Origin of the sequence: Pseudonocardia sulfidoxydans NBRC 16205, assembly GCF_007989085.1 — a bacterium.
In the GTDB taxonomy this organism is placed as follows: domain Bacteria; phylum Actinomycetota; class Actinomycetes; order Mycobacteriales; family Pseudonocardiaceae; genus Pseudonocardia; species Pseudonocardia sulfidoxydans.
This window is the reverse complement of sequence record NZ_BJVJ01000028.1, coordinates 50421-72486: the sequence shown is the minus strand read 5'-3', so window position 1 is coordinate 72486 and position 22066 is coordinate 50421. Positions and strand designations below refer to the sequence as shown.

The 22066-nt window shown below is 72.8% G+C and carries 25 protein-coding genes; 16 read left to right on the top strand and 9 right to left on the bottom strand.

What is annotated here, in order from left to right:
* Positions 1-163: 163 nt before the first annotated feature.
* Positions 164-982 carry a CPBP family intramembrane glutamic endopeptidase gene (locus PSU4_RS15375; protein ID WP_147108462.1) on the bottom strand — a complete coding sequence of 273 codons (819 nt, stop codon included), beginning with the start codon at positions 980-982 and terminating at the stop codon, positions 164-166.
* Between the two features lie 36 nt (positions 983-1018).
* Between PSU4_RS15375 and PSU4_RS15370 the strand changes: the two genes are divergently transcribed.
* Positions 1019-1477, top strand: a complete 459-nt coding sequence (locus tag PSU4_RS15370) for a hypothetical protein (protein ID WP_147108459.1) — start codon at positions 1019-1021, stop codon at positions 1475-1477.
* A 42-nt stretch (positions 1478-1519) separates the two neighbouring features.
* Positions 1520-1876: a DUF3817 domain-containing protein gene (locus PSU4_RS15365; protein ID WP_246115134.1), complete on the top strand. Its 357-nt coding sequence runs from the start codon at positions 1520-1522 to the stop codon at positions 1874-1876.
* Positions 1877-1937: 61 nt separating this feature from the next.
* On the opposite strand, the gene PSU4_RS15360 is transcribed toward PSU4_RS15365, so the two are convergent.
* Positions 1938-2756: a DUF2470 domain-containing protein gene (locus tag PSU4_RS15360; RefSeq protein ID WP_147108455.1), complete on the bottom strand. Its 819-nt coding sequence runs from the start codon at positions 2754-2756 to the stop codon at positions 1938-1940.
* 121 nt (positions 2757-2877) lie between these two features.
* On the opposite strand from PSU4_RS15360, the gene PSU4_RS15355 reads away from it, so the two are divergent.
* The 3 genes from PSU4_RS15355 to PSU4_RS15345 all read left to right on the top strand — a co-directional run bounded on the left by PSU4_RS15355 (position 2878) and on the right by PSU4_RS15345 (position 5832).
* Positions 2878-3753 (top strand): hypothetical protein, encoded by an 876-nt coding sequence (locus PSU4_RS15355; protein ID WP_147108452.1) that lies wholly within the window; start codon positions 2878-2880, stop codon positions 3751-3753.
* A gap of 400 nt (positions 3754-4153) precedes the next feature.
* A complete protein-coding gene (gene pheA / locus PSU4_RS15350) occupies positions 4154-5107 on the top strand; it encodes a prephenate dehydratase (RefSeq protein ID WP_147108450.1) in 954 nt (317 codons plus the stop codon).
* A complete protein-coding gene (locus tag PSU4_RS15345) occupies positions 5104-5832 on the top strand; it encodes a histidine phosphatase family protein (RefSeq protein WP_246115133.1) in 729 nt (242 codons plus the stop codon). Before pheA ends, PSU4_RS15345 begins: the two co-directional genes overlap by 4 nt.
* 20 nt (positions 5833-5852) lie before the next feature.
* Here PSU4_RS15345 and PSU4_RS15340 read toward each other — a convergent pair whose 3' ends face one another.
* The gene (locus PSU4_RS15340) at positions 5853-6203 is read right to left on the bottom strand and encodes a metallopeptidase family protein (protein ID WP_147108447.1); all 351 of its coding nucleotides are present in this window, start codon (positions 6201-6203) and stop codon (positions 5853-5855) included.
* A gap of 5 nt (positions 6204-6208) precedes the next feature.
* The gene (locus PSU4_RS15335) at positions 6209-7429 is read right to left on the bottom strand and encodes a septum formation family protein (protein ID WP_186816968.1); all 1221 of its coding nucleotides are present in this window, start codon (positions 7427-7429) and stop codon (positions 6209-6211) included.
* A gap of 234 nt (positions 7430-7663) precedes the next feature.
* Here PSU4_RS15335 and PSU4_RS15330 point away from each other — a divergent pair, with 234 nt between their 5' ends.
* From PSU4_RS15330 to rfbB, 8 genes are all read left to right on the top strand, one after another.
* Entirely contained in the window at positions 7664-8206 is a 543-nt protein-coding gene (locus PSU4_RS15330) for a hypothetical protein (protein ID WP_147108442.1), read from the top strand.
* A complete protein-coding gene (locus PSU4_RS15325) occupies positions 8206-9372 on the top strand; it encodes a glutathionylspermidine synthase family protein (protein ID WP_147108439.1) in 1167 nt (388 codons plus the stop codon). Before PSU4_RS15330 ends, PSU4_RS15325 begins: the two co-directional genes overlap by 1 nt.
* 66 nt (positions 9373-9438) lie before the next feature.
* On the top strand, positions 9439-9891 hold the full coding sequence (locus PSU4_RS15320) for a DUF350 domain-containing protein (RefSeq protein ID WP_147108436.1): 453 nt from the start codon (positions 9439-9441) through the stop codon (positions 9889-9891).
* Between the two features lie 37 nt (positions 9892-9928).
* Positions 9929-10783 carry an HAD family hydrolase gene (locus PSU4_RS15315; protein ID WP_147108433.1) on the top strand — a complete coding sequence of 285 codons (855 nt, stop codon included), beginning with the start codon at positions 9929-9931 and terminating at the stop codon, positions 10781-10783.
* Between the two features lie 69 nt (positions 10784-10852).
* Positions 10853-11452 carry a phosphatase PAP2 family protein gene (locus PSU4_RS15310; RefSeq protein WP_373866056.1) on the top strand — a complete coding sequence of 200 codons (600 nt, stop codon included), beginning with the start codon at positions 10853-10855 and terminating at the stop codon, positions 11450-11452.
* Entirely contained in the window at positions 11449-12369 is a 921-nt protein-coding gene (locus tag PSU4_RS15305) for a decaprenyl-phosphate phosphoribosyltransferase (protein ID WP_147108430.1), read from the top strand. The genes PSU4_RS15310 and PSU4_RS15305 overlap by 4 nt, the downstream gene beginning before the upstream one ends.
* A gap of 10 nt (positions 12370-12379) precedes the next feature.
* Complete coding sequence (gene rfbA / locus PSU4_RS15300) at positions 12380-13276, top strand: glucose-1-phosphate thymidylyltransferase RfbA (RefSeq protein ID WP_147108428.1); 897 nt, start codon at positions 12380-12382, stop codon at positions 13274-13276.
* The gene (gene rfbB, locus PSU4_RS15295) at positions 13273-14247 is read left to right on the top strand and encodes a dTDP-glucose 4,6-dehydratase (protein ID WP_147108425.1); all 975 of its coding nucleotides are present in this window, start codon (positions 13273-13275) and stop codon (positions 14245-14247) included. Before rfbA ends, rfbB begins: the two co-directional genes overlap by 4 nt.
* Here rfbB and PSU4_RS32375 read toward each other — a convergent pair.
* Together PSU4_RS32375 and PSU4_RS32370 are read right to left on the bottom strand one after the other, a co-directional pair.
* Positions 14234-15070, bottom strand: coding sequence for an SDR family oxidoreductase (locus tag PSU4_RS32375; RefSeq protein ID WP_186816967.1), 837 nt, complete (start codon positions 15068-15070; stop codon positions 14234-14236). The two genes, rfbB and PSU4_RS32375, sit on opposite strands and share 14 nt — an antisense overlap.
* The gene (locus PSU4_RS32370) at positions 15067-15603 is read right to left on the bottom strand and encodes a dTDP-4-dehydrorhamnose 3,5-epimerase family protein (RefSeq protein ID WP_246115132.1); all 537 of its coding nucleotides are present in this window, start codon (positions 15601-15603) and stop codon (positions 15067-15069) included. Before PSU4_RS32370 ends, PSU4_RS32375 begins: the two co-directional genes overlap by 4 nt.
* Before the next feature lie 100 nt (positions 15604-15703).
* Here PSU4_RS32370 and PSU4_RS15285 point away from each other — a divergent pair, with 100 nt between their 5' ends.
* Genes PSU4_RS15285 through PSU4_RS15275 form a run of 3 tightly spaced genes read left to right on the top strand, consistent with a single transcriptional unit; the run spans position 15704 to position 17501 of the window.
* Complete coding sequence (locus tag PSU4_RS15285; protein WP_246115131.1) at positions 15704-16315, top strand: class I SAM-dependent methyltransferase; 612 nt, start codon at positions 15704-15706, stop codon at positions 16313-16315.
* Positions 16312-17082 carry a glycosyltransferase family 2 protein gene (locus PSU4_RS15280; protein WP_147108477.1) on the top strand — a complete coding sequence of 257 codons (771 nt, stop codon included), beginning with the start codon at positions 16312-16314 and terminating at the stop codon, positions 17080-17082. Before PSU4_RS15285 ends, PSU4_RS15280 begins: the two co-directional genes overlap by 4 nt.
* A complete protein-coding gene (locus PSU4_RS15275; protein ID WP_246115130.1) occupies positions 17082-17501 on the top strand; it encodes a DUF2304 domain-containing protein in 420 nt (139 codons plus the stop codon). Before PSU4_RS15280 ends, PSU4_RS15275 begins: the two co-directional genes overlap by 1 nt.
* A gap of 24 nt (positions 17502-17525) precedes the next feature.
* Here the strand turns inward: PSU4_RS15275 and PSU4_RS15270 are convergent, their stop codons facing one another.
* The 3 genes from PSU4_RS15270 to PSU4_RS15260 are packed head-to-tail and all read right to left on the bottom strand — an operon-like array spanning position 17526 to position 21933.
* Positions 17526-18539: a glycosyltransferase family 2 protein gene (locus tag PSU4_RS15270; RefSeq protein ID WP_147108422.1), complete on the bottom strand. Its 1014-nt coding sequence runs from the start codon at positions 18537-18539 to the stop codon at positions 17526-17528.
* The gene (locus PSU4_RS15265) at positions 18536-19816 is read right to left on the bottom strand and encodes a polysaccharide biosynthesis protein (protein ID WP_147108419.1); all 1281 of its coding nucleotides are present in this window, start codon (positions 19814-19816) and stop codon (positions 18536-18538) included. The genes PSU4_RS15270 and PSU4_RS15265 overlap by 4 nt, the downstream gene beginning before the upstream one ends.
* A 53-nt stretch (positions 19817-19869) precedes the next feature.
* On the bottom strand, positions 19870-21933 hold the full coding sequence (locus tag PSU4_RS15260; protein ID WP_147108416.1) for a DUF6541 family protein: 2064 nt from the start codon (positions 21931-21933) through the stop codon (positions 19870-19872).
* Positions 21934-22066 lie beyond the last annotated feature (133 nt).

Here is a 22066-nt window from a genome sequence, read left to right as displayed (position 1 = left end):
GACGGTTCGACCCGCGTGCCGGCCCGCGCGTCGTGGGCGGTCGGGGGCCGCAGGGACACAGCCCGGGCTGCGGGATGTGCGTCGACCGGACAAGGCGCGCGGGGGCCGTCGGCTGCGTCCGGCCGGGCGGCTGTACCTTGTCCGGCGCGCCGCACCCCAAGAGTTACGGCAGCCAGGAGACGTGGCCCTTGAGCAGGCCGTAGCCGACGAAGGCGACGACGTCGATGAGGGCGTGGGCGGCGACCAGGGGCCAGAGGCGGCCGGTGCGTTGCCAGTAGCGGCCGAAGACCAGCCCCATGATCAGGTTGCCGAGGAACCCGCCGAAGCCCTGGTAGAGGTGGTAGGCCCCGCGCAGGACGGCGGCGGCGAGCAGGGAGCGGTTGGGGGACCAGCCGAGCTGCCGCAGCCGGGTCAGCAGGTAGCCGATCATGACGATCTCCTCGGCCCAGGAGTTCGCGAGGGCCGAGGCGACGAGGACGGGGATGCGCCACCAGGTGTCGGTGAGCGTTGTCGGGGCGATGGTGAGGCTGACGCCGATGGCGTGGGCGATGAGGTAGAGGCCGAGGCCGGGGATGCCGATGATCGCGGCGAGCCCGGCGGTGGCGGCGGCGTCGCGGGCGGGGCGGCGGGCGTCGAGGCCGACGTCGCGCATGCCGAACCCGGCGCGCAGCAGCAGGTAGGCGCCGAGGGAGCCCCAGCCGACGAGCTGCAGGACCCGGGTGAGCTGCAGGGCGAGGTCGACGAGGGTGGCCGCGGCGGCGGGGGCGTTGAGGGCGACCTGCTGCTCGGAGAGGGGGGTGGTGGCGAGCAGGGAGTCGATCAGCGACAGCGCGGACCGCAGGGCCGAGAGGCCGAGCGTGACGGTGAGGACGACGAGGATCTCGGTGACGACGAGCTTGCGGCGGGCGGGGTCCTCGATCGCCCCGGATCCGGGGCCGGTGGGGGTGGGCGGGGCGAGCCAGCTGCGGAGGCCGTCGGGCACGGGAGCCGACGCTACCGGGACACGTATCCTGGCCTCGTGCTCCGCCTCGCGTTGTCCCCCCGCTGGTGGGTCTGGCACGTCCTGACCCTCGGCGCGATGGGCACGTGCGCGTTCCTCGCCGCGTGGCAGTGGGGTCGTGCGGGGTCGGCGATGGGCTCGGCCCTGAATGTCGGCTACGGGTTGCAGTGGCCGGTGTTCGCGATCTTCTTCGGCGTGATGTGGTGGCGTTTCCTGCGGTTGGAGGCGCGTCGGATCGCGGGTAAGGATGTCGACGAGCAGGCGGCACCGCCTGCGGAGGCGGAGCCGGTGCAGGAGGTCCATGAGCCGGCGCCCGCGGCGGCTGCGCCGGTGGTGGTCGAGGAGCCGGAGGACGGGGAGGGCCCGTTCGGGGTGCGCCGCAGGGCGCCCGAGCCGGCGGACGAGGACGAGGACCCGCAGCTGGCCGCCTACAACCGGATGCTGGCGAAGCTCGCCGAGCACGACCGGGGCCGCTGACCTGGCCGGAGCTGCGGGGGCTCCGTCCGTACACTCGGAGGCGTGAGCGTGCCCGCCGACACCAGCAAGCAGGCGCCGATGCGGCCGGTCGGCCCGCGGTTGCTGATCTACCGGATCGCGGCCTGGGTGACGGGCATCGGCCTGTTGTTGCTGACGTTCGTGGCGTTGCCGCTCAAGTACATCTGGGACATTCCGGGTCCGACGACGGTCATCGGCATCATCCACGGATGGCTGTACATGATCTACATCGTGTGCACGCTCGTGCTGGCCGAGCGTGTCCGGTGGCGGCCGGTGACGGCGTTGCTGATCCTGCTGGCGGGGACGATCCCGATCGCGTCGTTCGTGGCCGAGCGCAAGGTCACGAAGCAGATCGAGAGCCGTCAGGCCGCCGCCGGCTGACGTTCCCGGCGGCGGCCTGCCGCGTCCGACCCCCTGGCCGGTGGTTGGTGGCGTGTGTGGTTCAGCCCTGCTGTTCCTCGCCGGCGTAGCTGGCGTCGAGTTCCTCGGCGGGCCTGCCGTAGCCGCAGCCGACGAGCGCGGTGAGCTGCGTGCGCAGCTCCTGGACGGTGGTGGCCTCCTGGGGCCAGGCGAGCCGGACGTCGTGGTCGCCGGTGGGTGTCTCGATGCGCAGGCGGATGCCGCAGCGGTCGACGCCGAGGGGCCGGATGCGGGCGCCGGGGGTGGCGCGCAGCGGTGCGGGCAGGTGCCGGGCGAGGGAGATGAACACCTCGGGGTGGACGTCTTCAAGGTGACTGAGCCAGCGTTCCTCGAGCATGCAGAACGGGTCGGGGTAGGCGGCGGCGAGCTCGACGGGGGCCAGGGAGGCGGTGCCTTCGGCGTCGGCGAGGACGGCGGAGCCGGGGTCGATGCGGACGAGGGTGGCGCCGTGGCCGAGGTCGAGCAGCCGGTGATGGGGGCGTGCGTCGGCGGCGTGGAGGGCGGCGTGCCGGGCTTCGTCGTCGGCGGGGACGCGTAGCCAGCCGGTGATCCACAGGAGGGCGCGGACGGGTTCGCGCAGGTCGACGGCTGCGTAGTCGGCGAGTTCGAGCATCACCGGGATCTCGCCGCGTGGGTCGAGGCGGGCTTGTTCGACGATGGTGGAGTGCTCGTCGAGGAGCAGGATCGCGGAGCCGTCGGCGAGCACGTGGTGGTACACGGGGACGACGGGTTCGGGCCCACCGGTGCCGACGAGCGCGGCGCGCCCACCTCGGGTGGTGAGGCTGCGGGCGCGCTCGGCGTCCGTTGGCGTCGGCGGTCGCCGGAGCCTGGTCGTCCCCACGTCGGTCTCCTCTGTGTTAGGTGAGGCTAAGTTATCTTGGAGATCGACGGGTGTCCAGGACTTCCCGCGGCGCCTGCCCCCTTGTCCGGCGCGCGCGGGCCGACGGTTAGCGTGTGGACCCGTGACGACCGTGCCATCGGGCAGCTCTGCCGCTCCCGGGTCGGTCCCTCCGCTGTTCGCCTCGTTCGTCGACGACACGAGCCTGCTCCGGACGGGCGGCGGACTCGGGGTCGACACCGTGGTCGAGGGCTACCTCGACACCCGCGACGGCGACCACGGCGGTCTGCTGGGCCGTCTCGTCTGTCCCGTCTCGCGGCTCTCGCCGCTGGTGACCGAGCTCGCGCGCTCCGCGCCGGCCGCGCCGGTGGAGCTGGCGCTCGTCGTCGACAGTGGGTTGGGGTCGGTCCCGAAGGCGCTGTCGACGGTGTTCTCGCGCGCCACGCTGCTCATCCCGCGCACGGTGGAGACGTCGGCTCCGGTCGACCTCGATCCGGTCTGGCTGGAGCGGGTCGCGGAGTTCGTGCCCGACGACGTGACGGCGGTCGTCGAGCCCCGGCGGCCCATCACCGGGGATCCCGACGACGTCGCGGTGTGGCTCGACGCCGTGCGCCGGGTCGCCGAGAACAAATGCGAGCCGAAGCTGCGCTGCGGCGGTCCGCGCCCGTCCGACGTCCCCGCGGTCGAGGAGGTGCAGCGGTTCCTCGGGATCGCCGCCGAGACGGGGCGGGCGGTCGCGGTGGTCGGGCTGAGCCGCCTGGTCCGTTCCGTCGACGAGACGGGTACGACGCAGCACGGCATCCTGAACCTGCTGGTCGCGGCGGCCCGGGCGGTCGACGGCGGCGACGTGGTCGCGGCGTTGACGTCGACGGATGCCGACGAGCTCGTGGCCGCGACCCGCGAGCTGGGCGGCGGGGAGAACGAGGCGGTGCGCCGGGTGCTGGCGCGCTGCGGCGCGGGCCGCGACGAGGTCGCCGCCCTGGGAGCACTCGCGGCCTGACGAGCGGCCCTCGGCGAGTGGGCCTCGGCGAGTGGGCCCCGGCGAGCGACCGCTGACGAGCGACTGCTGACGAGCGACTGCTGACGAGCGACTGCTGACAAGCGACTGCTGACAAGCGACCGCTGACAAGCGACCGCTGACAAGCGACCGCTGACAAGCGACCGCTGACAAGCGACCGATGACGAGCAACCCTGACGAGCGGTCCGGCAGGACACGGAGAGGCGAGGCGGCCCCCCCTCGACGGACCCCCTTCCTCCGTCGCGGCGACGCCGCCTCGTTCGGAACTACGAGCGGCCGCGGTGTGCGGTTCGCAAGTTGCGTCGAACGGAGCAGCCCGTGTCGCCGAACGGCGGACGAGACCGCCTGCGGTCGGCAGGTGGCGCGTGGATAGGGTCGCGACGTGCCCCGACTCGCGTTCCTGGGCCCGGCCGGAACCTTCACCGAGCAGGCGCTGCGTACCCTCCCCGAGTCCGTCGGCGCCGAGCTGCTGCCCTGTCCCGGCAACCCGGCCGTCCTGGCCGCGGTGCGTGAGGGCCGTGCCGACGCCGGCTGCGTCCCGATCGAGAACTCCGTCGAGGGCGCGGTGCCGCCGGTGCTCGACGGGCTGGTGGAGGACCCGCCGCTGGTCATCGTGCGTGAGGTCGTCATCCCCGTGGGTTTCGTGCTGGCCGTGCGGCCGGGCACCCGGGTCGCCGACATCCGCACGGTCTCGTCGCACTCGCACGGCATCGCGCAGACGCGCGGCTGGATCGCGGCGAACCTGCCCGGCGCCGAGGTCCGCACCTCGACGTCGACGGCGGAGGCTGCGGCCCAGGTGGCACGCGGGGAGATCGACGCGGCGGCGTGCGCCCCTATCGCCGCGACCGGGCACGGCCTCGAGGCACTGGTGCGCGACATCGCCGACAACCCGGGAGCGGTGACCCGGTTCGTGCTGGTCGCGCCGCCGTCGGCACCTCCGGCGCCGACGGGCAGCGACCGTACGACGCTGGCCGCGACGACGGAGAACCGCCCGGGGTCGCTGCTGGGGCTGCTCACGGAGCTGGCGGTCCGTGGGATCGACCTGACGCGCATCGAGTCGCGCCCGATCAAGCACCGCCACGCCGAGTACTGGTTCCACCTCGACTGCACGGGCCACGTCGCGGAGCCGGCGATGGGTGAGGCGTTGGCCGCACTCCACCGCCGTTGCGACGAGGTCCGCTACCTCGGCTCGTACCCTCGGGCTGCGGGGGTCGAGGGGAACGGGTCGCATCGTGGCCCGGGCGCCCCGGCCGTGCCGATGAGCACGGCGGGTGATGCGGAGTTCGCCGCGGCCCAGGAGTGGCTGGCGGCGTTGCGGTCTGGAGGACACGGATGACGGGCACGATCGGGACGGACGCGGAGGCCGGTGTCGACACTGCGGTCGACGAGGACCTGCCGGAGGTCCCCGTCGACGGGCTGCGGCTGGTGCTGGTGCGTCACGGCCAGACCGACGCCAACGCGGGCCACCTGCTCGACACGGCGTTGCCCGGCTACCCGCTGAACGAGCGTGGCCATGCGCAGGCCCGTTCCGTCGCGGGGCTGCTCGCCGACTGGCCGGTCCGTGCGGTGTTCGCGTCGAAGGCGACCCGCGCGCAGGAGACGGCCGCGCCCGTCGCCGCGGCGCACGGCCTGCCGGTGACGGTCCTGGAGGGTGTGCACGAGATATCGGTGGGCGATCTGGAGGGTGCCGCCGACGCGCACTCCCGTCGCATTTTCGAGGACGTGTACGACGCGTGGTGGGGTGGCGACCTGGCGCGCAGCATGCCGGGCGGGGAGTCGGCGGCGGACGTGCGGGAGCGCGGGCTGCCCGTCGTCGACGAGCTGGCCGCGGCGGCGGACGAGCTGCCGCCCGGGTCGGCGATCGTGCTGGTCAGCCACGGTGCGACGATCCGCATCCTGGCGGGCGCGCTGCTGGGTGACACCGTCGAGACGGCTTACGTGCCCAACACGGGACGGGTCGTGCTCGTGCGTGACCCGGGGTCGGACACGGGCTGGACGCTGCAGCTGTGGGACAGCGGCCCCACCCTCGCGGGTGACGTCACGGCGGGCGCCACCGGCTGACGGCCGTGGCGGGTGGGGGCTCAGCCCCAGCCGAGGCGGTGCAGGGTGTCCTCGTCGATGCCGAAGTGGTGCGCGATCTCGTGCACGACGGTGACGGCCACCTCGTGGACGACGTCGTCCTCGTCGTCGCAGATGTCGAGGATCGCGTCCTGGAACAGGGTGATCCGGTCGGGCAGGACGCCCGCGTAGTCGGTGGTGCGCTCGGTGAGCGCGACGCCTTCGTAGAGCCCGAGCAGGGTCTCGTCGTCGGGGTGGCGCGCCTCGACGAGGACGACGACGTTGTCCATCGCCGACGCCAGCTCCCGGGGGATGGCGTCGAGCGCGTCGCCGACCAGTTCCTCGAAGCGGCGGCGACTCATCTCGACGGCCATCGGGCTCAGGTGTTGCCGCCCCCGCCGCCGGTGCCGGGCAGCGGCAGCACCTGCGTCGGGATGGGCAGTGGCGGCTCGGCGGTGGTGCCGGGGGGCGGGGCGTCGACCGGGCTGGTGGGTGCGGTGGAGCCGTCGGCGGGGGCGCCGGGCGAGGACGGGGCGGCCGCATCGGTGGGCGGGGCCGGGGTGCCTGCGACGGTGACCGGGCCCTTCGCCGTGCCGGTGACGGGGGCGAACCCGCTGCGGTCGGGCAGCAGGGCGGCCAGGTTGCAGTTGACCTTGTGCGAGCCGACCTGCCAGGACTGCTCGGCCACGTTGTCCCAGTAGACCGTGAGCTTCTTCTGGGCGATGGCGTCGGCGCTGCCCGCGTACTGGGCGGCGATCTCGCCGCACCTGGTCTGCAGGAACTTGTCCTGGTCGTCGACCGACGGGTACGTGCCGTCCTTGAACTGTTCGGTCAGGTCGACGATGCCGACGGTCTCGACGGCGTGCGGCCCGGCGCACGACACGGGGTCGCCGACGGTGCGGCCGTCGATCGCGAGGCACGTGCCGGCGGCCTCGACCTTGGACTGGTCCTGCTCGGCCACCTTGCCGGACATCGGCAGGAAGCTGCCGCTCTTGGTGTTGGTCTGCAGCCCGCAGCGCATGGACCGCTCGCCCTCGGCCCACCTGGCCTGCGACGGCTTGAGCGCGCCGACCCGGAACCTGCCGTCCTGGTCGAACTTGTCGCCCAGGTAGGCGGTCACCATCGGGGTGCAGCGCTCGCCGACGAGCCGGCGCCACGTGCGGTCGTCGGGCAGCGCGGCCTGGTCGGTGACCTGCACCGAGCCGGCCTGCTCGAACCGGTGCGGCTGCGCGCACGGGACGGCGACGGTGTCGGCCGCGTCGGGGCGCGTCCAGTTCAGGCAGGTGCCGGCCTCCGCGGGCGGGGGCGGCAGGTCGGCCAGCCTGCGGGCCTCGGCCGCGGCCGGGTCGGGCAGCGTCGCGAGCGTGCTCAGCACGGGTACCGACGTGTCGGCGAACCGGTCGAGCAGGGTCACGCCCAGCATGGTCACCGCGCCGATGAGGACGCCGATCACGATGCGCCGCACCGGGTGCAGGGCGCGTTTGCGCGCCCGGCCGGGGTCCCGCGGGGCGCGGGACGCCGACGGCCGGGGAGCACCTGGGGGGCGACGACGGGCTGCGGTGGGGGACCGCCGCTCCGGCGCGGTGAGGGGCGTGGCCATGTCGGTCGCAATCATGCCGTTACCCGGATCGGGTGAGTGAGCGGGTGTCACGACCGGGCGGTCATCGGTCGCCCGGGTGCGGCGGACGTGCGGCGTTCCGCTGTGATCGGCAGGCCTATATGGTGCGCGCGGGGGTGAGTGATGTCGGAGGGAACACCCGGCGGTGAGCGGCCGGACGCGAGCGGCGACCAGCCCGGGCAGCCGGCCGAGGGGGATCAGCCCACACGTGGACGGATGAGCTTCCAGGACGAGAACACCACGCCCCGGGAGCCGACCCTCGCCGAGCGCCGCGCCCGCCAGCAGGCCGAGCGCCGCGCGCGTGAGGAGGCGTCGGCCCGCGTGCTCGAGGAGCAGGCGAAGAGCAAGAAGCGCAAGCGGATCCTCATCGGCACCGGCGTCACGGTCGGCGTCGTCGCGGTCATCGCCATCGGTTACGCCATCGCCAACGCGGGCGACGACGTCGAGGCGCGCTGCGTCGACGAGAACAACGTCGTCGTCGACGACAGCAACTGCGTGACTCCCGCGTCGTCGACCTCCACCTACCACTCCGGCGCCGGCTTCTACCCGATCTTCATCGGTGGTGGCGGCCGGCAGTACCACTACAACTACGGCGGCACCGGCAACGTCGGCCAGGTCGCCTCCGGCGGCTCGACCGTCACGCCCAAGGACTCCGCCAGGGTCAAGAGCGGCACGTCCGGCAAGACGATCTCGCGCGGCGGGCTCGGCGTCTCCAGTAAGAGCTCGAGCAGCGGCGGCTCCAAGAGCAGCGGGTCGTAGTGCGCAGGGAACGTGGTGAGCCCCGTGCCGGCTGGGAGAAGATCGTCGGCGAGCAGGGGATGGTCTACGGCACCCCGGGCCGTGGCGAGGGCGGTGCCGCCCGCCCGTACTGGGACGAGTCGGTGCACTACGTCTTCGAGATGGACGAGATCCTCTCCCTCGAGGCCGACGTGGAGCTGCTGCACTCGATGTGCCTCGACGCGGTCGACCACGTCGTCACCACGGAGCGGTTCCGCGACTTCGCGCTGCCCGAGTGGTCGTGGGAGGCCGTCGCGGCGTCGTGGCGCCGGCACGACCCGCACGTCTACGGCCGGTTCGACCTGCGCTACGACGGTTCCGGCCCGGCGAAGCTGCTGGAGTACAACGCCGACACCCCGACGACGCTGCTCGAGGCGTCGCTGTTGCAGTGGTACTGGCTCAAGGACGTCCACCCCGACGACGACCAGTGGAACTCGTTGCACGAGAAGCTCGTCGAGCGCTGGACGGAGATCAAGGCGGGGCTGCCGGGCTCGGAGGTGCACTTCACCTGGTCGGGTTCGGAGACCACCGGCGAGGACCACGTCACGGTCGGCTACCTGCAGGAGACGGCCGCGGAGGCGGGGATCGACACCGTCGGCCTGGCCATCGAGGACATCGGCTGGGAGGCGGCGCTCGACCGCTTCGTCGACCTCGCCGAGGCGCCGATGGCGGCGGTGTTCAAGCTCTACCCGTGGGAGTGGGTGCTGTCGGACGACTTCGGCAAGCACGTCGCCCGGAGCCTGCCCGACACGCTGTGGCTCGAGCCGCTGTGGAAGTCGCTGCTGTCCAACAAGGCGCTGCTCGCCGTGCTCTGGGAGATGTACCCGGGCCATCCCAACCTGCTGCCCGCGTACCTGCAGCACCCCGGGCTGCTCACCGACTACGTGAGGAAGCCGCTTCTCGGACGTGAAGGGGCGAACGTCTCGATCGTGTCACCGGGCAGCGAGGTGTCCACCGGCGGCGTGTACGGCGAGGAAGGATACGTCTACCAGCTGTTCGACCCGCTGCCGGAGTTCGACGGGTTCCGTCCGGCACTGGGCGCGTGGGTGGTCGGCGACTCCGCCGCCGGGCTCGGCATCCGCGAGACCGTCGGGCTGGTCACCGACGACGGTGCCGCGTTCGTCCCGCACCGCATCCCCGAGTCCTGATCCACTGAGTTCGAGCCCGTTCCCCGCTCCCCGAGTCCGATCCCGCTCCCCGGAAGGAACATCCCCATGACCGCCCTGCTGGCCCTCGAGCCGGGATTCTTCGGGACCGTCGGCCGCGGCATCGGCGCGATCCTGCTGTACGCGCTGATCGGCCTGCTGCTGATGCTGCTCGGTTTCTGGGCCATCGACCTGACGACGCCCGGCAAGCTCAACCGGATGGTCCGTGACGGGCTGCCCAACGCCGTGGTCGTCACGTCCGCGGGCATGGTGAGCATGGCGCTCATCGTCGTCACCGCGATCTACAGCGTGTCCGGGGCGCTCGCCGAGGGCCTGCTGGCGTCGCTGATCTTCGGCCTCGTCGGAATCGTCGCGCAGGTGCTCGCCGTGCGGCTGCTGGAGTGGGTGACGGGTATCGACATCGGCCACGTCCTCGCCGCGCCCGACCTGAAGGCGCAGGCCTGGGTCGTCGCCGCCGCGCACGTCGCGCTGGGTCTCGTCGTCGCCGTCGCGATCCTCTGAGGATCCGCGCCGGGAGGCGCCTCGTAGGCTGGGGCACGTGCAGGTACCCCGGCTGGTCGCGACCGACGTCGACGGGACGCTGCTCGACCCGCAGCTGCAGGTGACCCCGCGCACCGCCCGCGCCGTCGACGACCACGTCGCGGCCGGCGGCCGGTTCGTGCTGGTCACGGGCAGGCCGCCGCGCTGGATCCCGCCCGTCGCCACCCAGCTCGGGTCGGTGCGGCTCGCGTTGTGCGCCAACGGCGCCGTCCTCTACGACGCCGTCGCCGACCGGGTGCTGTGGGCCCGCGAGATCGACCGCGACACCCTCGCCTTCATCGCCGACGCCGCCCACCGCGCCCTGCCGGGCTGCGGCATCGCCGTCGAGCGGGTCGCCACCGGTGCCTTCGACGACGTCGACGGCCAGTTCCTCGCCGAACCGGGCTACAGCCACGCCTGGGAGGACGACGACAGCGGCCGCACCGACCGCGCCGAGCTGCTGTCCCGCCCCGCGGTGAAGCTGCTGGTCCGGATGCCCGGCATGACGTCGGAAGAAATGGTGGCCGCGCTCGGCCCCGCGGTCGGCGACGCCGTCGACCTCACGTTCTCCCACCCCGGCGGACTCGTCGAGGCCTCCTCGCCGGGGATCACGAAGGCCACCGGGCTGGCCGAGGTCGCGGGTGCCGACGGGCTCGACGCGAGCGACGTCGTCGCCTTCGGCGACATGCCCAACGACATCGAGATGCTGCGCTGGGCCGGGCACGGCGTCGCCATGGGCAACGCGCACCCCGCGCTGATCGCCGTCGCCGACGAGGTGACCGCCCCCAACACCGACGACGGCGTCGCCCGCGTCCTGGAGCGGTGGGCGCCGTCCGGCCTCCCCGACACCGCCGCGGAAACCCGCCGCGCGTAGCATCGGGCGCCGGAACAACCGCCGAGCAGCGCCACCGCCCCAGGTCCGGCGCACAGGAGGCCCACCACTGTGGCCGAGCCCGTCGTCCGTCCGGGCGAGACCGAACCCGCCCCGCCGCCCGTCCTCACGGTCGTCCCCGACGCGGCCGACCGGGCCCCGGAGGTCCGGATGCTCAACGCGGTCCAGGCTGCCGTCGCAACGCCTCCCGTCGTGAAGGTCGCCCGAGGGATGTCGCTGTTCGGTGAGCACGCCGCCGGCTGGCTCGCCCTCGGGCTCGTCGGTGCGGCCGTCGACCGCGACCGCCGCCGGGACTGGCTCGGCGCCGTCGCCGGTGTCGCCGCCGCCCATGGCGCGTCGATCGCGGTGAAGCGCGTCGTGCGCCGCCGCCGCCCGTCCGACCCCTCGGTCCGTGTCCTCGTGACGACGCCGAGCCGGCTGAGCTTCCCGTCGGCCCACGCCACGTCGACCACCGCCGCCGCCGTCCTCTACGGCGGGCTGCTGCGCAAGCCCCTCGTGCCGGTCATCGTCCCGCCCATGGCGCTGTCGCGGCTGGTCCTGGGCGTGCACTACCCGTCCGACGTGCTCGTCGGCTCCGCGCTCGGCGCGAGCGTCGCCGGCGGGGCCCGGGCGTGGCTGCGTCGATCGGCGCGGCGGGCGGGCACGCGATGACCAGCACCGACACCCCACCCACCGCGGCGCCCGCCGCCCGGACCCCGGTCGGGATCGGCCTGGGCCTGCTGCGCACCATGCGGCCCAAGCAGTGGATCAAGAACATCCTCGTACTGGCCGCGCCCTTCGCGGCCGGCGACCTCTTCGACGGCCGCTCCGCCTACCACCTCGCGATCGCCTTCGTGGCCTTCTCGCTCGCCGCCTCGGCGATCTACCTGGTCAACGACGCCAACGACGTCGAGGCCGACCGCGCGCACCCGAAGAAGCGCAACCGGCCCATCGCCGCCGGGACCGTCCCGGTCCAGCTGGCCTACGCGCTCGCCGTCGTCCTCATCCTCGGCTCGCTCGCGCTGAGCATCCTCGCCTCGGTGCAGCTGCTCATCGTGCTGGCCGTCTACATCGCGGTGCAGCTGGGCTACTGCTTCTGGTTCAAGCACCAGCCGGTGCTCGACATCTGCATCGTCGCCTCCGGCTTCCTGCTGCGCGCCATCGCCGGCGGCGCCGCCGCGTCGATCCCGCTGTCGCAGTGGTTCCTGCTGGCCGCCGGGTTCGGCTCGCTGTTCATGGTCGCGGGCAAGCGCTACGCCGAGATGATGCTCGCCGAGCGCACCGGCGCGAAGATCCGCAAGTCGCTGGAGAGCTACTCCTCGTCCTACCTGCGGTTCGTGTGGGCGCTCTCGGCCACGGTCCTGATCATGACCTACGGCCTGTGGGCCTTCGAGATCCGCGAGGCGCACCACAACTCGGTGTGGTCGGTCATCTCGATCGTGCCGTTCGTCGTCGCGGTGTTGCGGTACTCCGTCGACGTCGACAGCGGCAACGGCGGCGCCCCCGACGAGATCGCGATCAAGGACCACGTCCTGCAGGTGCTCGGGCTGGCGTGGATCGCCACGCTCGTCCTCGCCGTCTACAGCTGATCGGATACCTGTGAAGGGCATCATCCTGGCCGGTGGCGCCGGCACCCGGCTGCACCCGATCACCCGCGCGGTGTCGAAGCAGCTGCTCCCGGTGTTCGACAAGCCGATGATCTACTACCCGCTCTCGGTGCTGATGCTGGCCGGGATCCGGGACATCCTCGTCATCACGACGCCGGAGGAGCAGCCGCTGTTCCGGCGGCTCCTCGGCGACGGGTCCGAGCTGGGGCTGCAGCTCGACTACGCCGCCCAGCCCGAGCCGAACGGGATCGCCCAGGCGTTCCTCATCGGGGCCGACCACATCGGCGACGACCACTGCGCGCTCGTCCTCGGCGACAACATCTTCCACGGCCAGGGCTTCGCGATGGTCCTGCGTGACTGCATCCGCCGGCTCACCGCGGGCGAGGACGGCGCGGTCCTGTTCGGCTACCCCGTCCGCGACCCGGAACGCTACGGCGTCGGTCTCGCCGACGAGTCGGGCCGCCTGATCGACATCGAGGAGAAGCCGGCCGCCCCGCGGTCCAACCGGGCGATCACCGGGCTGTACCTCTACGACGACCAGGTCGTCGACATCGCGCGCGGGCTCACCCCGTCGGCGCGGGGCGAGCTGGAGATCACCGACGTCAACCGCGAGTACCTCAAACGCGACCAGGCCCGCCTCGTCGACCTGGGCCGCGGGTTCGCGTGGCTCGACACGGGCACCCACGACTCGCTCGTCGAGGCGAGCCAGTACGTCCAGGTCCTGGAGCATCGCCAAGGTGTGCGCATCGCCTGCCTCGAGGAGATCGCGCTCGAACGCGGCTGGATCGATGCCGACGCCTGCCTCGCGCTCGGCGCGGCGCAGGGCAAGTCGGGCTACGGGGAGTACGTCATGAACGTCGCGCGAGCACGAGGAGCGCAGGCACGGTGAAGGTGCTGGTCACCGGCGGGGCTGGTTTCATCGGGTCGAACTACGTCCGGTCGTTGCTCGGCGGGCGGTATCCGGCGTTCGCCGACGCCGACGTCACCGTGTTCGACCTGCTGACCTACGCCGGGACGCTGACCAACCTCGTCGAGGTCGCCGACTCGCCGCGCTACCGCTTCGTCCAGGGCGACATCCGCGACGCCGCCGCGGTCGCCGAGGTCATGGCCGGCACCGACGTCGTCGTCCACTTCGCGGCCGAGTCGCACGTCGACCGTTCCATCACCGGGGCGGGCGACTTCGTCTCGACCAACGTCGTCGGCACGCAGGTGCTGCTGCAGGCCGCGCTCGACGCGGGCGTCGCCCGCTTCGTGCACGTGTCCACCGACGAGGTGTACGGCTCGATCGAGGAGGGCTCCTGGCCCGAGACCCATCCGCTGGAGCCCAACTCGCCGTACTCGGCGTCGAAGGCCGGGTCGGACCTGTTGGCGCGCGCCTACCACCGCACCCACGGGCTGCCGGTGTGCATCACGCGCTGCTCCAACAACTACGGGCCGCACCAGTTCCCGGAGAAGGTCATCCCGCTGTTCGTGTCCAACCTGCTCGACGGCAGGAAGGTGCCGCTCTACGGCGACGGCGGCAACGTGCGCGACTGGCTGCACGTCGACGACCACTGCCGCGGCATCCAGCTCGTCGTGGAGAAGGGCCGCGACGGCGAGGTCTACAACATCGGCGGCGGCACCGAGATGTCCAACCGCGAGCTGACGCACCTGCTGCTCGACGCCGTCGGTGCCGACGAGTCGATGATCGAGCCGGTGGCAGACCGGCTGGGGCACGACCGTCGCTACTCGGTGGACTGGTCGAAGATCGCCGACGAGCTCGGCTACGCACCGCAGGTGCCGTTCGCGCAGGGGCTGGCCGGGACGGTCGCGTTCTACCGCGACCGCCGCGACTGGTGGGAACCGCTCAAGAACGGCTGACGTACCCGGCCAGCTGCGTGCGCCAGTCCGGGGTTGCGACGCCCGCGGCCTGCGCCTTGCCGAGGTCGAGCACGCTGTTCAACGGCCGCGGCGCGGCGTCGGGCTTCCCGGCGAAGTACTCGGCCGTCGTCGTGTCGGTGACGGCGAGGTCGTCGCGCCCGGCCGCCGCGAACACCGCGCGGGCGACCTCGGCCCACGACGCGGGCTCGCCGCCACCGGTGACGTGGTAGGTCCCGTGCGGTGCTCCCGTCTGCAGCAGGTGCAGGACCGCGGCCGCGATGTCCGGGGCGAACGTGGGCCGCCCGACCTGGTCGGCGACGACCGTCGGCGCGATCCCGCGCCCGGCCAGCCCCAGCATCGTGGCGACGAAGTTGCGGCCCTCACCGACCACCCACGTCGGTCGCAGCAGGTAGTGCGTCTCGACGCCCCGCACCGCCAGGTCGCCCGCCGCCTTCGCCGCGCCGTAGGCCGAGAGCGGCGCGACCGGGTCGTCCTCGGTGTACGCGCCGGTCTTCGCGCCGTCGAACACGTACTCCGTCGAGAAGTGGACGAGCGTGAACCCGTGCCGGCGGGCGCGGTCGGCCAGCGTCGCCGGGCCGACGGCGTTGGCCCGCCACGTCGCGACCCGGCCCTCGGTGGTCTGGGCGCCGTCGACGTCGGTGTGCGCGGCGGCGTTGACGACGACGTCGAACCCGCCCCAGTCAGGCTCCCCGCCGCTTCTCGTGATGTCGAAGTCTGCGCGGGCCAGTGCCACGGAGCCCGGCAGTGCGGCGGCCAGTGCTCGGCCGACCTGCCCGCCCGCGCCCAGGATCAGGACCTTCACCGCAGCGCCGCCAGCGGCGGGTGGTCGATGTCCTTCTGCGACCGGATCGCGTCGGCCTCCGCGATCGGCCAGCCGATGCCCAGCGCCGGGTCGTAGGCGTTGATCAGCGTGTACTGCGCGTCCGGCGACCAGTGGTCGTTGACCAGGTACGTGTAGACGACGTCGGGCGTCAGCGTCTGGTAGGAGTTGCCGCAGCCGCGCGGCACGAAGATCGCGTTGCCGGGCGTCAGCGTGAACGTCTCCACGGCCCCGAACGACGCGCCCGGCCGCAGGTCGACGATCGCCGCGAACGCCTCACCGTGCGCCAGCGAGATGTACTTGTCCCACGGCTCCGCGTGGACGCCGCGGGTGACGCCCTTCTCGGCGTTGAACGACACGTTGGACTGCACGATGTCGAACTCCGGGAACCCCGCGGCCTGCAGCTTCTCCTGCTGGTAGGCCTCCTTGAACCAGCCCCGGTTGTCGCCGTGGACGGCGAGGGTGACGTGGAGCAGTCCGGGGATCGACGTCGTGTCGACGCTGAGCTCTGCCACGGTGGCGCGTCCTCCAGAAGTGGGGTCGGGCGGCATCCTCGCATCAGGGCGCGGCCTGTCGGTCGGCGACCGCTCAGCAACGGCCGGTAGGGTGCGCGCCGTGGCGGGAGAGGGCGATACGACGTCGACGGCCTACTCCGAGCGGCTCGTGTCGTTGTCGGGAGCGCGCTGGAAGCGCCTCGTCGACGTGCAGCGGCCGTACCGGTGGAACCTCCGCAGGCTCATCGGGCAACGGCGGACGCTCGACGTCGGCTGCGGCATCGGGCGCAACCTCGCGAACCTGCCCGCGGGCAGCGTCGGCGTCGACCACAACAAGACCTCGGTCGAGGTGTGCCGCAAGAACGGCTTCGAGGCCGAGACCAGCGAGGACTTCCTCGCCCGCGCCCCCGAGGACACCACTCCGTTCGACGCGATGCTCGTCGCGCACGTCGTCGAGCACCTCGACGCGGGTGCGGCCGCCGACGTCATCCGCCCCTACCTCGCCTACGTCCGGCCCGGGTCGCCGGTCGTGCTGATCTGCCCGCAGGAACGGGGCTTCGCGTCCGACTCCACGCACACCGTCTTCACCGACCACGACGCGTTGCGCGCCCTCGTCGGCGAGCTCGGTCTGATCTTCCGCCGGGAGTTCTCGTTCCCGCTCCCGCGGTTCACCGGCAAGGCCTTCACCTACAACGAGTTCGTGACCGTCGCCGCGACAGCGGGCCCGTGGTGACCACCGAAGGCCTCGAGCGCGTCGAGATCTCGGTGAACGGGTCGACACCGGCACCCGCTCAGCGGCTGCTCGTCGTCCTGCCCGCGCTCAACGAGCAGGAGTCCGTCGCCAAGGTCATCGGTGAGATCCGGGCCGGGCGGCCCGACGCGCACATCCTCGTCGTCGATGACGGCTCGACCGACCGCACCGCCGAGCGTGCCGACGCCGCCGGCGCCCTGGTGATGCGGCTGCCGTTCAACCTCGGCGTCGGTGGCGCCATGCGCGCCGCGTACCGCTACGCCCACGAGGCCGGGTTCACCTCCGTCGTGCAGGTCGACGCCGACGGCCAGCACGACCCACGCGAGATCGAGCACCTCCTCGCCGTCCGCGACACCGACGTCGTCATCGGGGCCCGGTTCGCCGGCCGCGGCAGCTACGTCGTGAAGGGGCCGCGCCGCTGGGCGATGCGGCTGCTGTCGTTCGTGCTCAGCCGGATCCTCGGCGTCGCGCTCGCCGACCCCACCTCCGGGTTCCGGCTCGTGCACGAACGCGCACTGGCGCTGTTCGCCGAGCATTACCCGGAGGAGTACCTCGGCGACACCGTCGAGTCCCTCGTCATCGCTCACCGCGCCGGGCTGTCGGTCGCGCAGGTCCCGGTGGTCATGCGGGCCCGGGAGACCGGCGTTGCCAGCACCAACCCCATCCGGTCCGCGGTCTACCTGGTGCGGGTCGTCGTCGCCGTCGGTCTGGCCCTGGTCCGCCGCCGTCCCGAGAGCGAGCACCGCTAGTGCCCGACCTGCGCCTCACGATCTTCTCCGTCGTCGTCGCGGTGGCGGCGCTGGTGCTCGTCGTCGAACTGCTGCGACGTCGCCGGCTGCGGGAGAAGTACGCGGTCATCTGGGTCGTCATCTCGATCGGGACGCTGGTCGTCGCGATCTTCCCGTCGCTGCTGCGCGGCATCGCCGGTGCGATCGGCATCCAGACCCCCAGCAACCTGCTGTTCTTCGGGTCGCTGCTCGTCCTGTTCGCGGTGTCGCTGCAGCTCTCGCGCGAGGTCGGGCTGCTCGAGGAGCAGTCACGACGCCTCGCCGAGGAGGTCGGCGCGCTGCGGCTGCGCGTCGACGCGCTGGAGAAGAAGAACGCCTCCGACGCGAAGCCCGTGGCCGAGCCGGTCGTGACGCCGGCCGAGGTCGAGCAGCGCAGCTGACGCCCCTCGGGAGCAGCCGGAGCCTCAGAGGACCCGGCGCGCGACCGCCCAGTAGGCCCGGAAGAACACGTTCGCGACCTTGGCCGGTGCCGCGCCGAACGCCTGCGGGTCGAGGTTCGGGGTCAGCCGACGCATCCACTCCGAGTCGGGACGGACCCGCTCGGCCTGCAGCAGCCGACGACGCTCCGCCAGGTGGCCGCGGTGGCGCCACAGCCACACCCAGCCCGTGAGCTTCTGCCTGCCCCAGCCCGACGCGAACGCGTACCCGGTGAGGAGCAGCTCCGTGACCAGCAGCAGCGGCGCGAGGACCGCGAGCGCGCGGCCGCTCCACATCGTCGTGACGAGCATCAGCCGGTTGCGCTCCAGCAGGTGCATCTTGTGGCTGTTGCGGGAGAACTCGTAGTAGTGCGTCGCGACCGCCTGCGGCACGCAGCGCGCGGGCAGGCCCAGCCGCCAGGACCGCAGGCTCAGCTCGGTGTCCTCGAGGTAGGCGAAGTAGGCGTCGTCGAAACCGCCGAGCCGGTCCCACAGCCCGCGGCGCAGCATCACGCAGGCACCGCTGGCGCCGGTGACGTCGAACGGCTCGGTGCGGGTCTCGGGCCGGTTCATGTCGCCCGCCCAGGACAGGCCGACGAGGTGCACCGGGTTGCCGGCGCTGTTGATCAACCCGGCCGGCTCGGCGAGCCGGATCGAGGCCATGACCGGGCCGACGTCGGGCCGCGATGCCTCGGCGACGAGCAGCGCGAGCGTGTCGGGGCGCAGGACGCAGTCGGAGTTCACGAGCGTCACGAAGTCGGTGTCGAGCTTCTCCACACCCAGGTTGCAGCCGCCCGCGAACCCGGTGTTGACGCCGGGGGTGAGCAGCTCGACCCGGTCGTCGGGCGCGACGGCGGCGAGGTCGTCGGGCTCGCAACCGTTGTCCACCAGCACGATCCGGACGTCGACGTCGCTCGATGTCAGCACCGAGGAGATGCACTCGGCGAGATAGGGCTCGGCACGCCAGGCGAGGACGACGACTCCGACCGAGGGCAGGCTCATGAGGTGGCTCCGGGGTCGGGGGTCCGTCGCGCGGCGACGGCGAGCAGGACGAAGACGGCGACGGCGGCGGCCAGCTGACCGATCGCGGCTGCGGCGACGGGCGGGGCGAGCAGGTACGCGACGACGACGAGCAGCGCGAGACCGACGATCCACGCCACGGCCACCGCGGCGGGCCGGCGTTCGGCGACGAGCCGGGTCTGGCCGATCTGTGCGGCGGCACCCACCACGGTCGAGAGCGCGAGCACCAGCAGCACCCACGCCGGCGGGACGACGGTGGCCCCGAACAGCAGTCGCGCCGCCCAGGGCACGACGAACACCGACAGGGCCAGCCACACGACACCGCCGCCGGCGAGGACGAGGCCGAGGCGGCGCACGATCGTCCGCACCCCGGAGTGGTCGCCGTCGCCGAGCATCGCGGTGAACGACGGCAGCAGGAGCGCCTGTACCGCGGGGAACAGCAGGACGGGCGCACGCAGGATGACGGCGACCGTCACGAAGCCCGCGGCGATGGCCGGGGTGTCGGCGAGCCGGGACGTCACGAAGACCGCGGCGAGGTTCCAGACGCCCTGGCCCGCGAGCAGCAGCGCGGCCGACCAGAAGACGCCACCGCGGGCGGCGGCGGGCACGACGGCGGCGCCGTCGGCGGGCGCTGCGGGCATCCGGGTGGCTGGGCGGGCCAGGACCAGCGCGGACACGATCGGTGCGAGCGCCAGGATGGCCACCCACCAGGCGATGCCCTGCACGTCGACGATCACGAACACGGCCGCCACCGCGAGCCCGACCAGGGCCTCGATCCAGAACGTCGCCGCGTACAGCCCGTACCGTCGCCGACCCGCGAGCGGGCCGCGCAGCAGGTAGGACGCGGCCATCGTCACCGCACCGGCGGCGAGCATCCCGATCGCGAGCGTGGCGCTGCCGAGCGCCTGGCCCAGCAGCAAGGGGCCGGCCACGGCCGACAGGGCGAGCGCGACGACGAGCAGCCGCAGCGTGTCGTTGCGGGCCGCGCGGACGGCGGGAGCCGTGTCGTGACCACGGGCGACGGCGTCGGCGACCGCGCGCGTCGCCTCCAGCTCGACGGCCGCGAACAGGCCGCGACCAACCGTGTTGATCAGCAGGTAGTACGAGCTCAGCGCGGCGAAACCGGCCGTGTCGAGGTGGCGCGCTGCGATGGCGAGGACCAGGTAGTTCGACAGTGCCAGCCCGATCTGGCTGCCCGCGACCTGCGCCGCGGCGCCGGTCCGGCGGACGCGGCTGCCCGACTCGGCGCGGCTGGTCACCGCGCCAGGCTAGTCGTCGGCGTGGGCGCCCCTGCGCACACGGTGACGCCCGGTCAGCCCGAGCCGTCGGAGAGCAGCGGACCTGCGGGGACGCCTGCCCTCGATCCGGCCGACGTCTCCTGCGCGGTCCCGGGCGGGTCGATCCGGTAGAGCACGACATCGGGGTTGCGGTAGACGACGGTGAGCCAGTCCGCGTTCTCCAGCCCGGTCAGGCCGGGGGAGCGGACCGCGTCGGAGCGCAGGAACCCGGCGTCGAGCTGCACGTACCGGATGCCGAGCTGCTGTACCGCGGCGCGGACGGCCGGGTCGTCGGGGTAGCGGTTGAAGCTCTGCGCGAGCAGCTGGGCGTCCGGCCCGGTCCGGAACCCGTCGTAGTGGCCCGCGACCGACTCGACGCCGGTGAGGGCGTAGAGCCACGTCGAGCCGTCGCCGCGGTCGTTGAGGACGCGTTCGCCGGGCGGGACGATCGCAGCGATCGCCACCATGCCCGTGATCTCGAGGCTCGACACCGCGGGCCCCTCACCGCTGTTCTGCATCATCCGGGCCTGGTCTCGGGCCACGTAGAGGCCGCGGGTGAGCACCACGAACGCGAGCAGGACGACGACCGAGGTGGCCACGGCGAGGACCCGCCGGGTGGTCGGGCTCTGCGACGGCAGGGCCTCCGGCGGTCGGTGCCGGGCCGCGTCGGCGATCCGGGACAACGCGGTGACGACGAGCCGCTGCAGCTCACCGACGCCGTGCCCGATGACGATGCACAGCGGCACGGCGGTCAGCGCGATGAGCCGCCAACGGTCGTTCCACCACAGGCTGGTGATCGTCTTGGCCCACGGCGCGCTGACGGAGGCGGCGACGACGAACAGGACACCGAAGATCGCGGCGGTGAACCCGACCCAACGCAGCGCGCCCAGCCGTCGGTAGGTGAGCAGCCCGACCACCAGGAACGCGGTCAGCCACAGCTGGATGGTGTCGCTGCCGTGACCGAACGTCACGATCTGGCCGACGGCCGTCGACGCCGTGAGGTCGGCGGGCCAGCTGATGGCCGCGAGGTTGCCGGCACTGCTCAGCGTGCCCGCGAGCTGCGCGGCGCAGCCGAGAGCGGCCAGGACACCCGCGACGACCAGCAGCCCGATCTCCCGCGGAGCCCGGGCCGGTGCCGTCCACCAGCGCTGCAGCAGCGCGGGCACCGTGAACAGGACGGCACCGATGAGGATCGCCGGGTGCAGGCACAGCAGACCCGCCATGCCGAGCGCGAACAGCAGCGCCGGGCGGACAGCCGACCGCAGCGACCGGGCGTCGAGCATGTCGATGACGAGCACCACCAGCACCGGGGTGAGCGCGACGCCCGTGGCGAAGGGGAGGAGCGGCCCACGCCAGAGCAGGTCGTAGACCGACGACACGGCGACGATGGCGAGCGCGGCGGCCGCGGCGACGATCGGGCGGCCCCCGAAGCGACGCACCAGCGCCACCAGCGACAACCCGATCATGCCCGGGACCAGCACCGTGTGGGCGTTCAGGACGGTCGGGACGGTCGCGCCCGTCAGCTGGTACACGACGGTCCCGACCAGGTGATATGCGTTCGGGTAGAAGATCGGCGGGGCGCCGGGCTCGTACCAGTTGGTGAGGCCCATCCCGTACAGCGAGCCGTCGCCGGTCTCGGCGATGTACCGGATGCCGTTCGCATGGAAGACCGCGTCCCAGTCCTGCGGGATCGCCCCCAGCGTCCTGATCCCGCCCAGGATGACGACGAGGCCCGTCCCCACGGCGACGACCACCGCCACCACGACGGCGAGCTGCGCGGCCAGGCTCCACGGCGGGAGCCCCGGACCGCGCTCGGGTGCCCCGCGCAACCGGCGCACCAGCAGCCGGACCCCGCCCACGACCACGATCACGACGACGAACGCCAGCGCCCACGACACCGGCGACCAGCGGATCCCCATCGCCGAGTACAGCGGACCGGCGATCCCGGACACGGCATAGGTGAACAGCGGAGCCGACGCCACGAGCGTCCAGCCGCGGAGGCCACCGACGAACCCGAGGAGTCCGCCCGGGAGCAGCAGCGCCGCCACGTACGCGATCACGACCACGCCGTCGGCCACACCGAACTGCGGGATGATCACGAGCCTCTTCTTCGCCTCGGGAGGTGGTGCTTCCTGCTGCCGCATGCTAGCCAGGTCGGCCCCGCGGCCCGCGGCGCCGCCCGGTGGAGGGGGCGTCGGGACACCGGACCGGGTGGGCACAGCCGACACCGCT

What these genes read in the sequence shown, in the direction of transcription:
- PSU4_RS15345 (WP_246115133.1), top strand. Translation starts at nt 5,104, where the DNA reads ATGACGGGCACGATCGGGACGGACGCGGAGGCCGGTGTCGACACTGCG.
- PSU4_RS15340 (WP_147108447.1), bottom strand. Translation starts at nt 6,203, where the DNA reads ATGGCCGTCGAGATGAGTCGCCGCCGCTTCGAGGAACTGGTCGGCGAC.
- PSU4_RS15335 (WP_186816968.1), bottom strand. Translation starts at nt 7,429, where the DNA reads ATGGCCACGCCCCTCACCGCGCCGGAGCGGCGGTCCCCCACCGCAGCC.
- PSU4_RS15330 (WP_147108442.1), top strand. Translation starts at nt 7,664, where the DNA reads ATGAGCTTCCAGGACGAGAACACCACGCCCCGGGAGCCGACCCTCGCC.
- PSU4_RS15320 (WP_147108436.1), top strand. Translation starts at nt 9,439, where the DNA reads ATGACCGCCCTGCTGGCCCTCGAGCCGGGATTCTTCGGGACCGTCGGC.
- PSU4_RS15305 (WP_147108430.1), top strand. Translation starts at nt 11,449, where the DNA reads ATGACCAGCACCGACACCCCACCCACCGCGGCGCCCGCCGCCCGGACC.
- PSU4_RS15270 (WP_147108422.1), bottom strand. Translation starts at nt 18,539, where the DNA reads ATGAGCCTGCCCTCGGTCGGAGTCGTCGTCCTCGCCTGGCGTGCCGAG.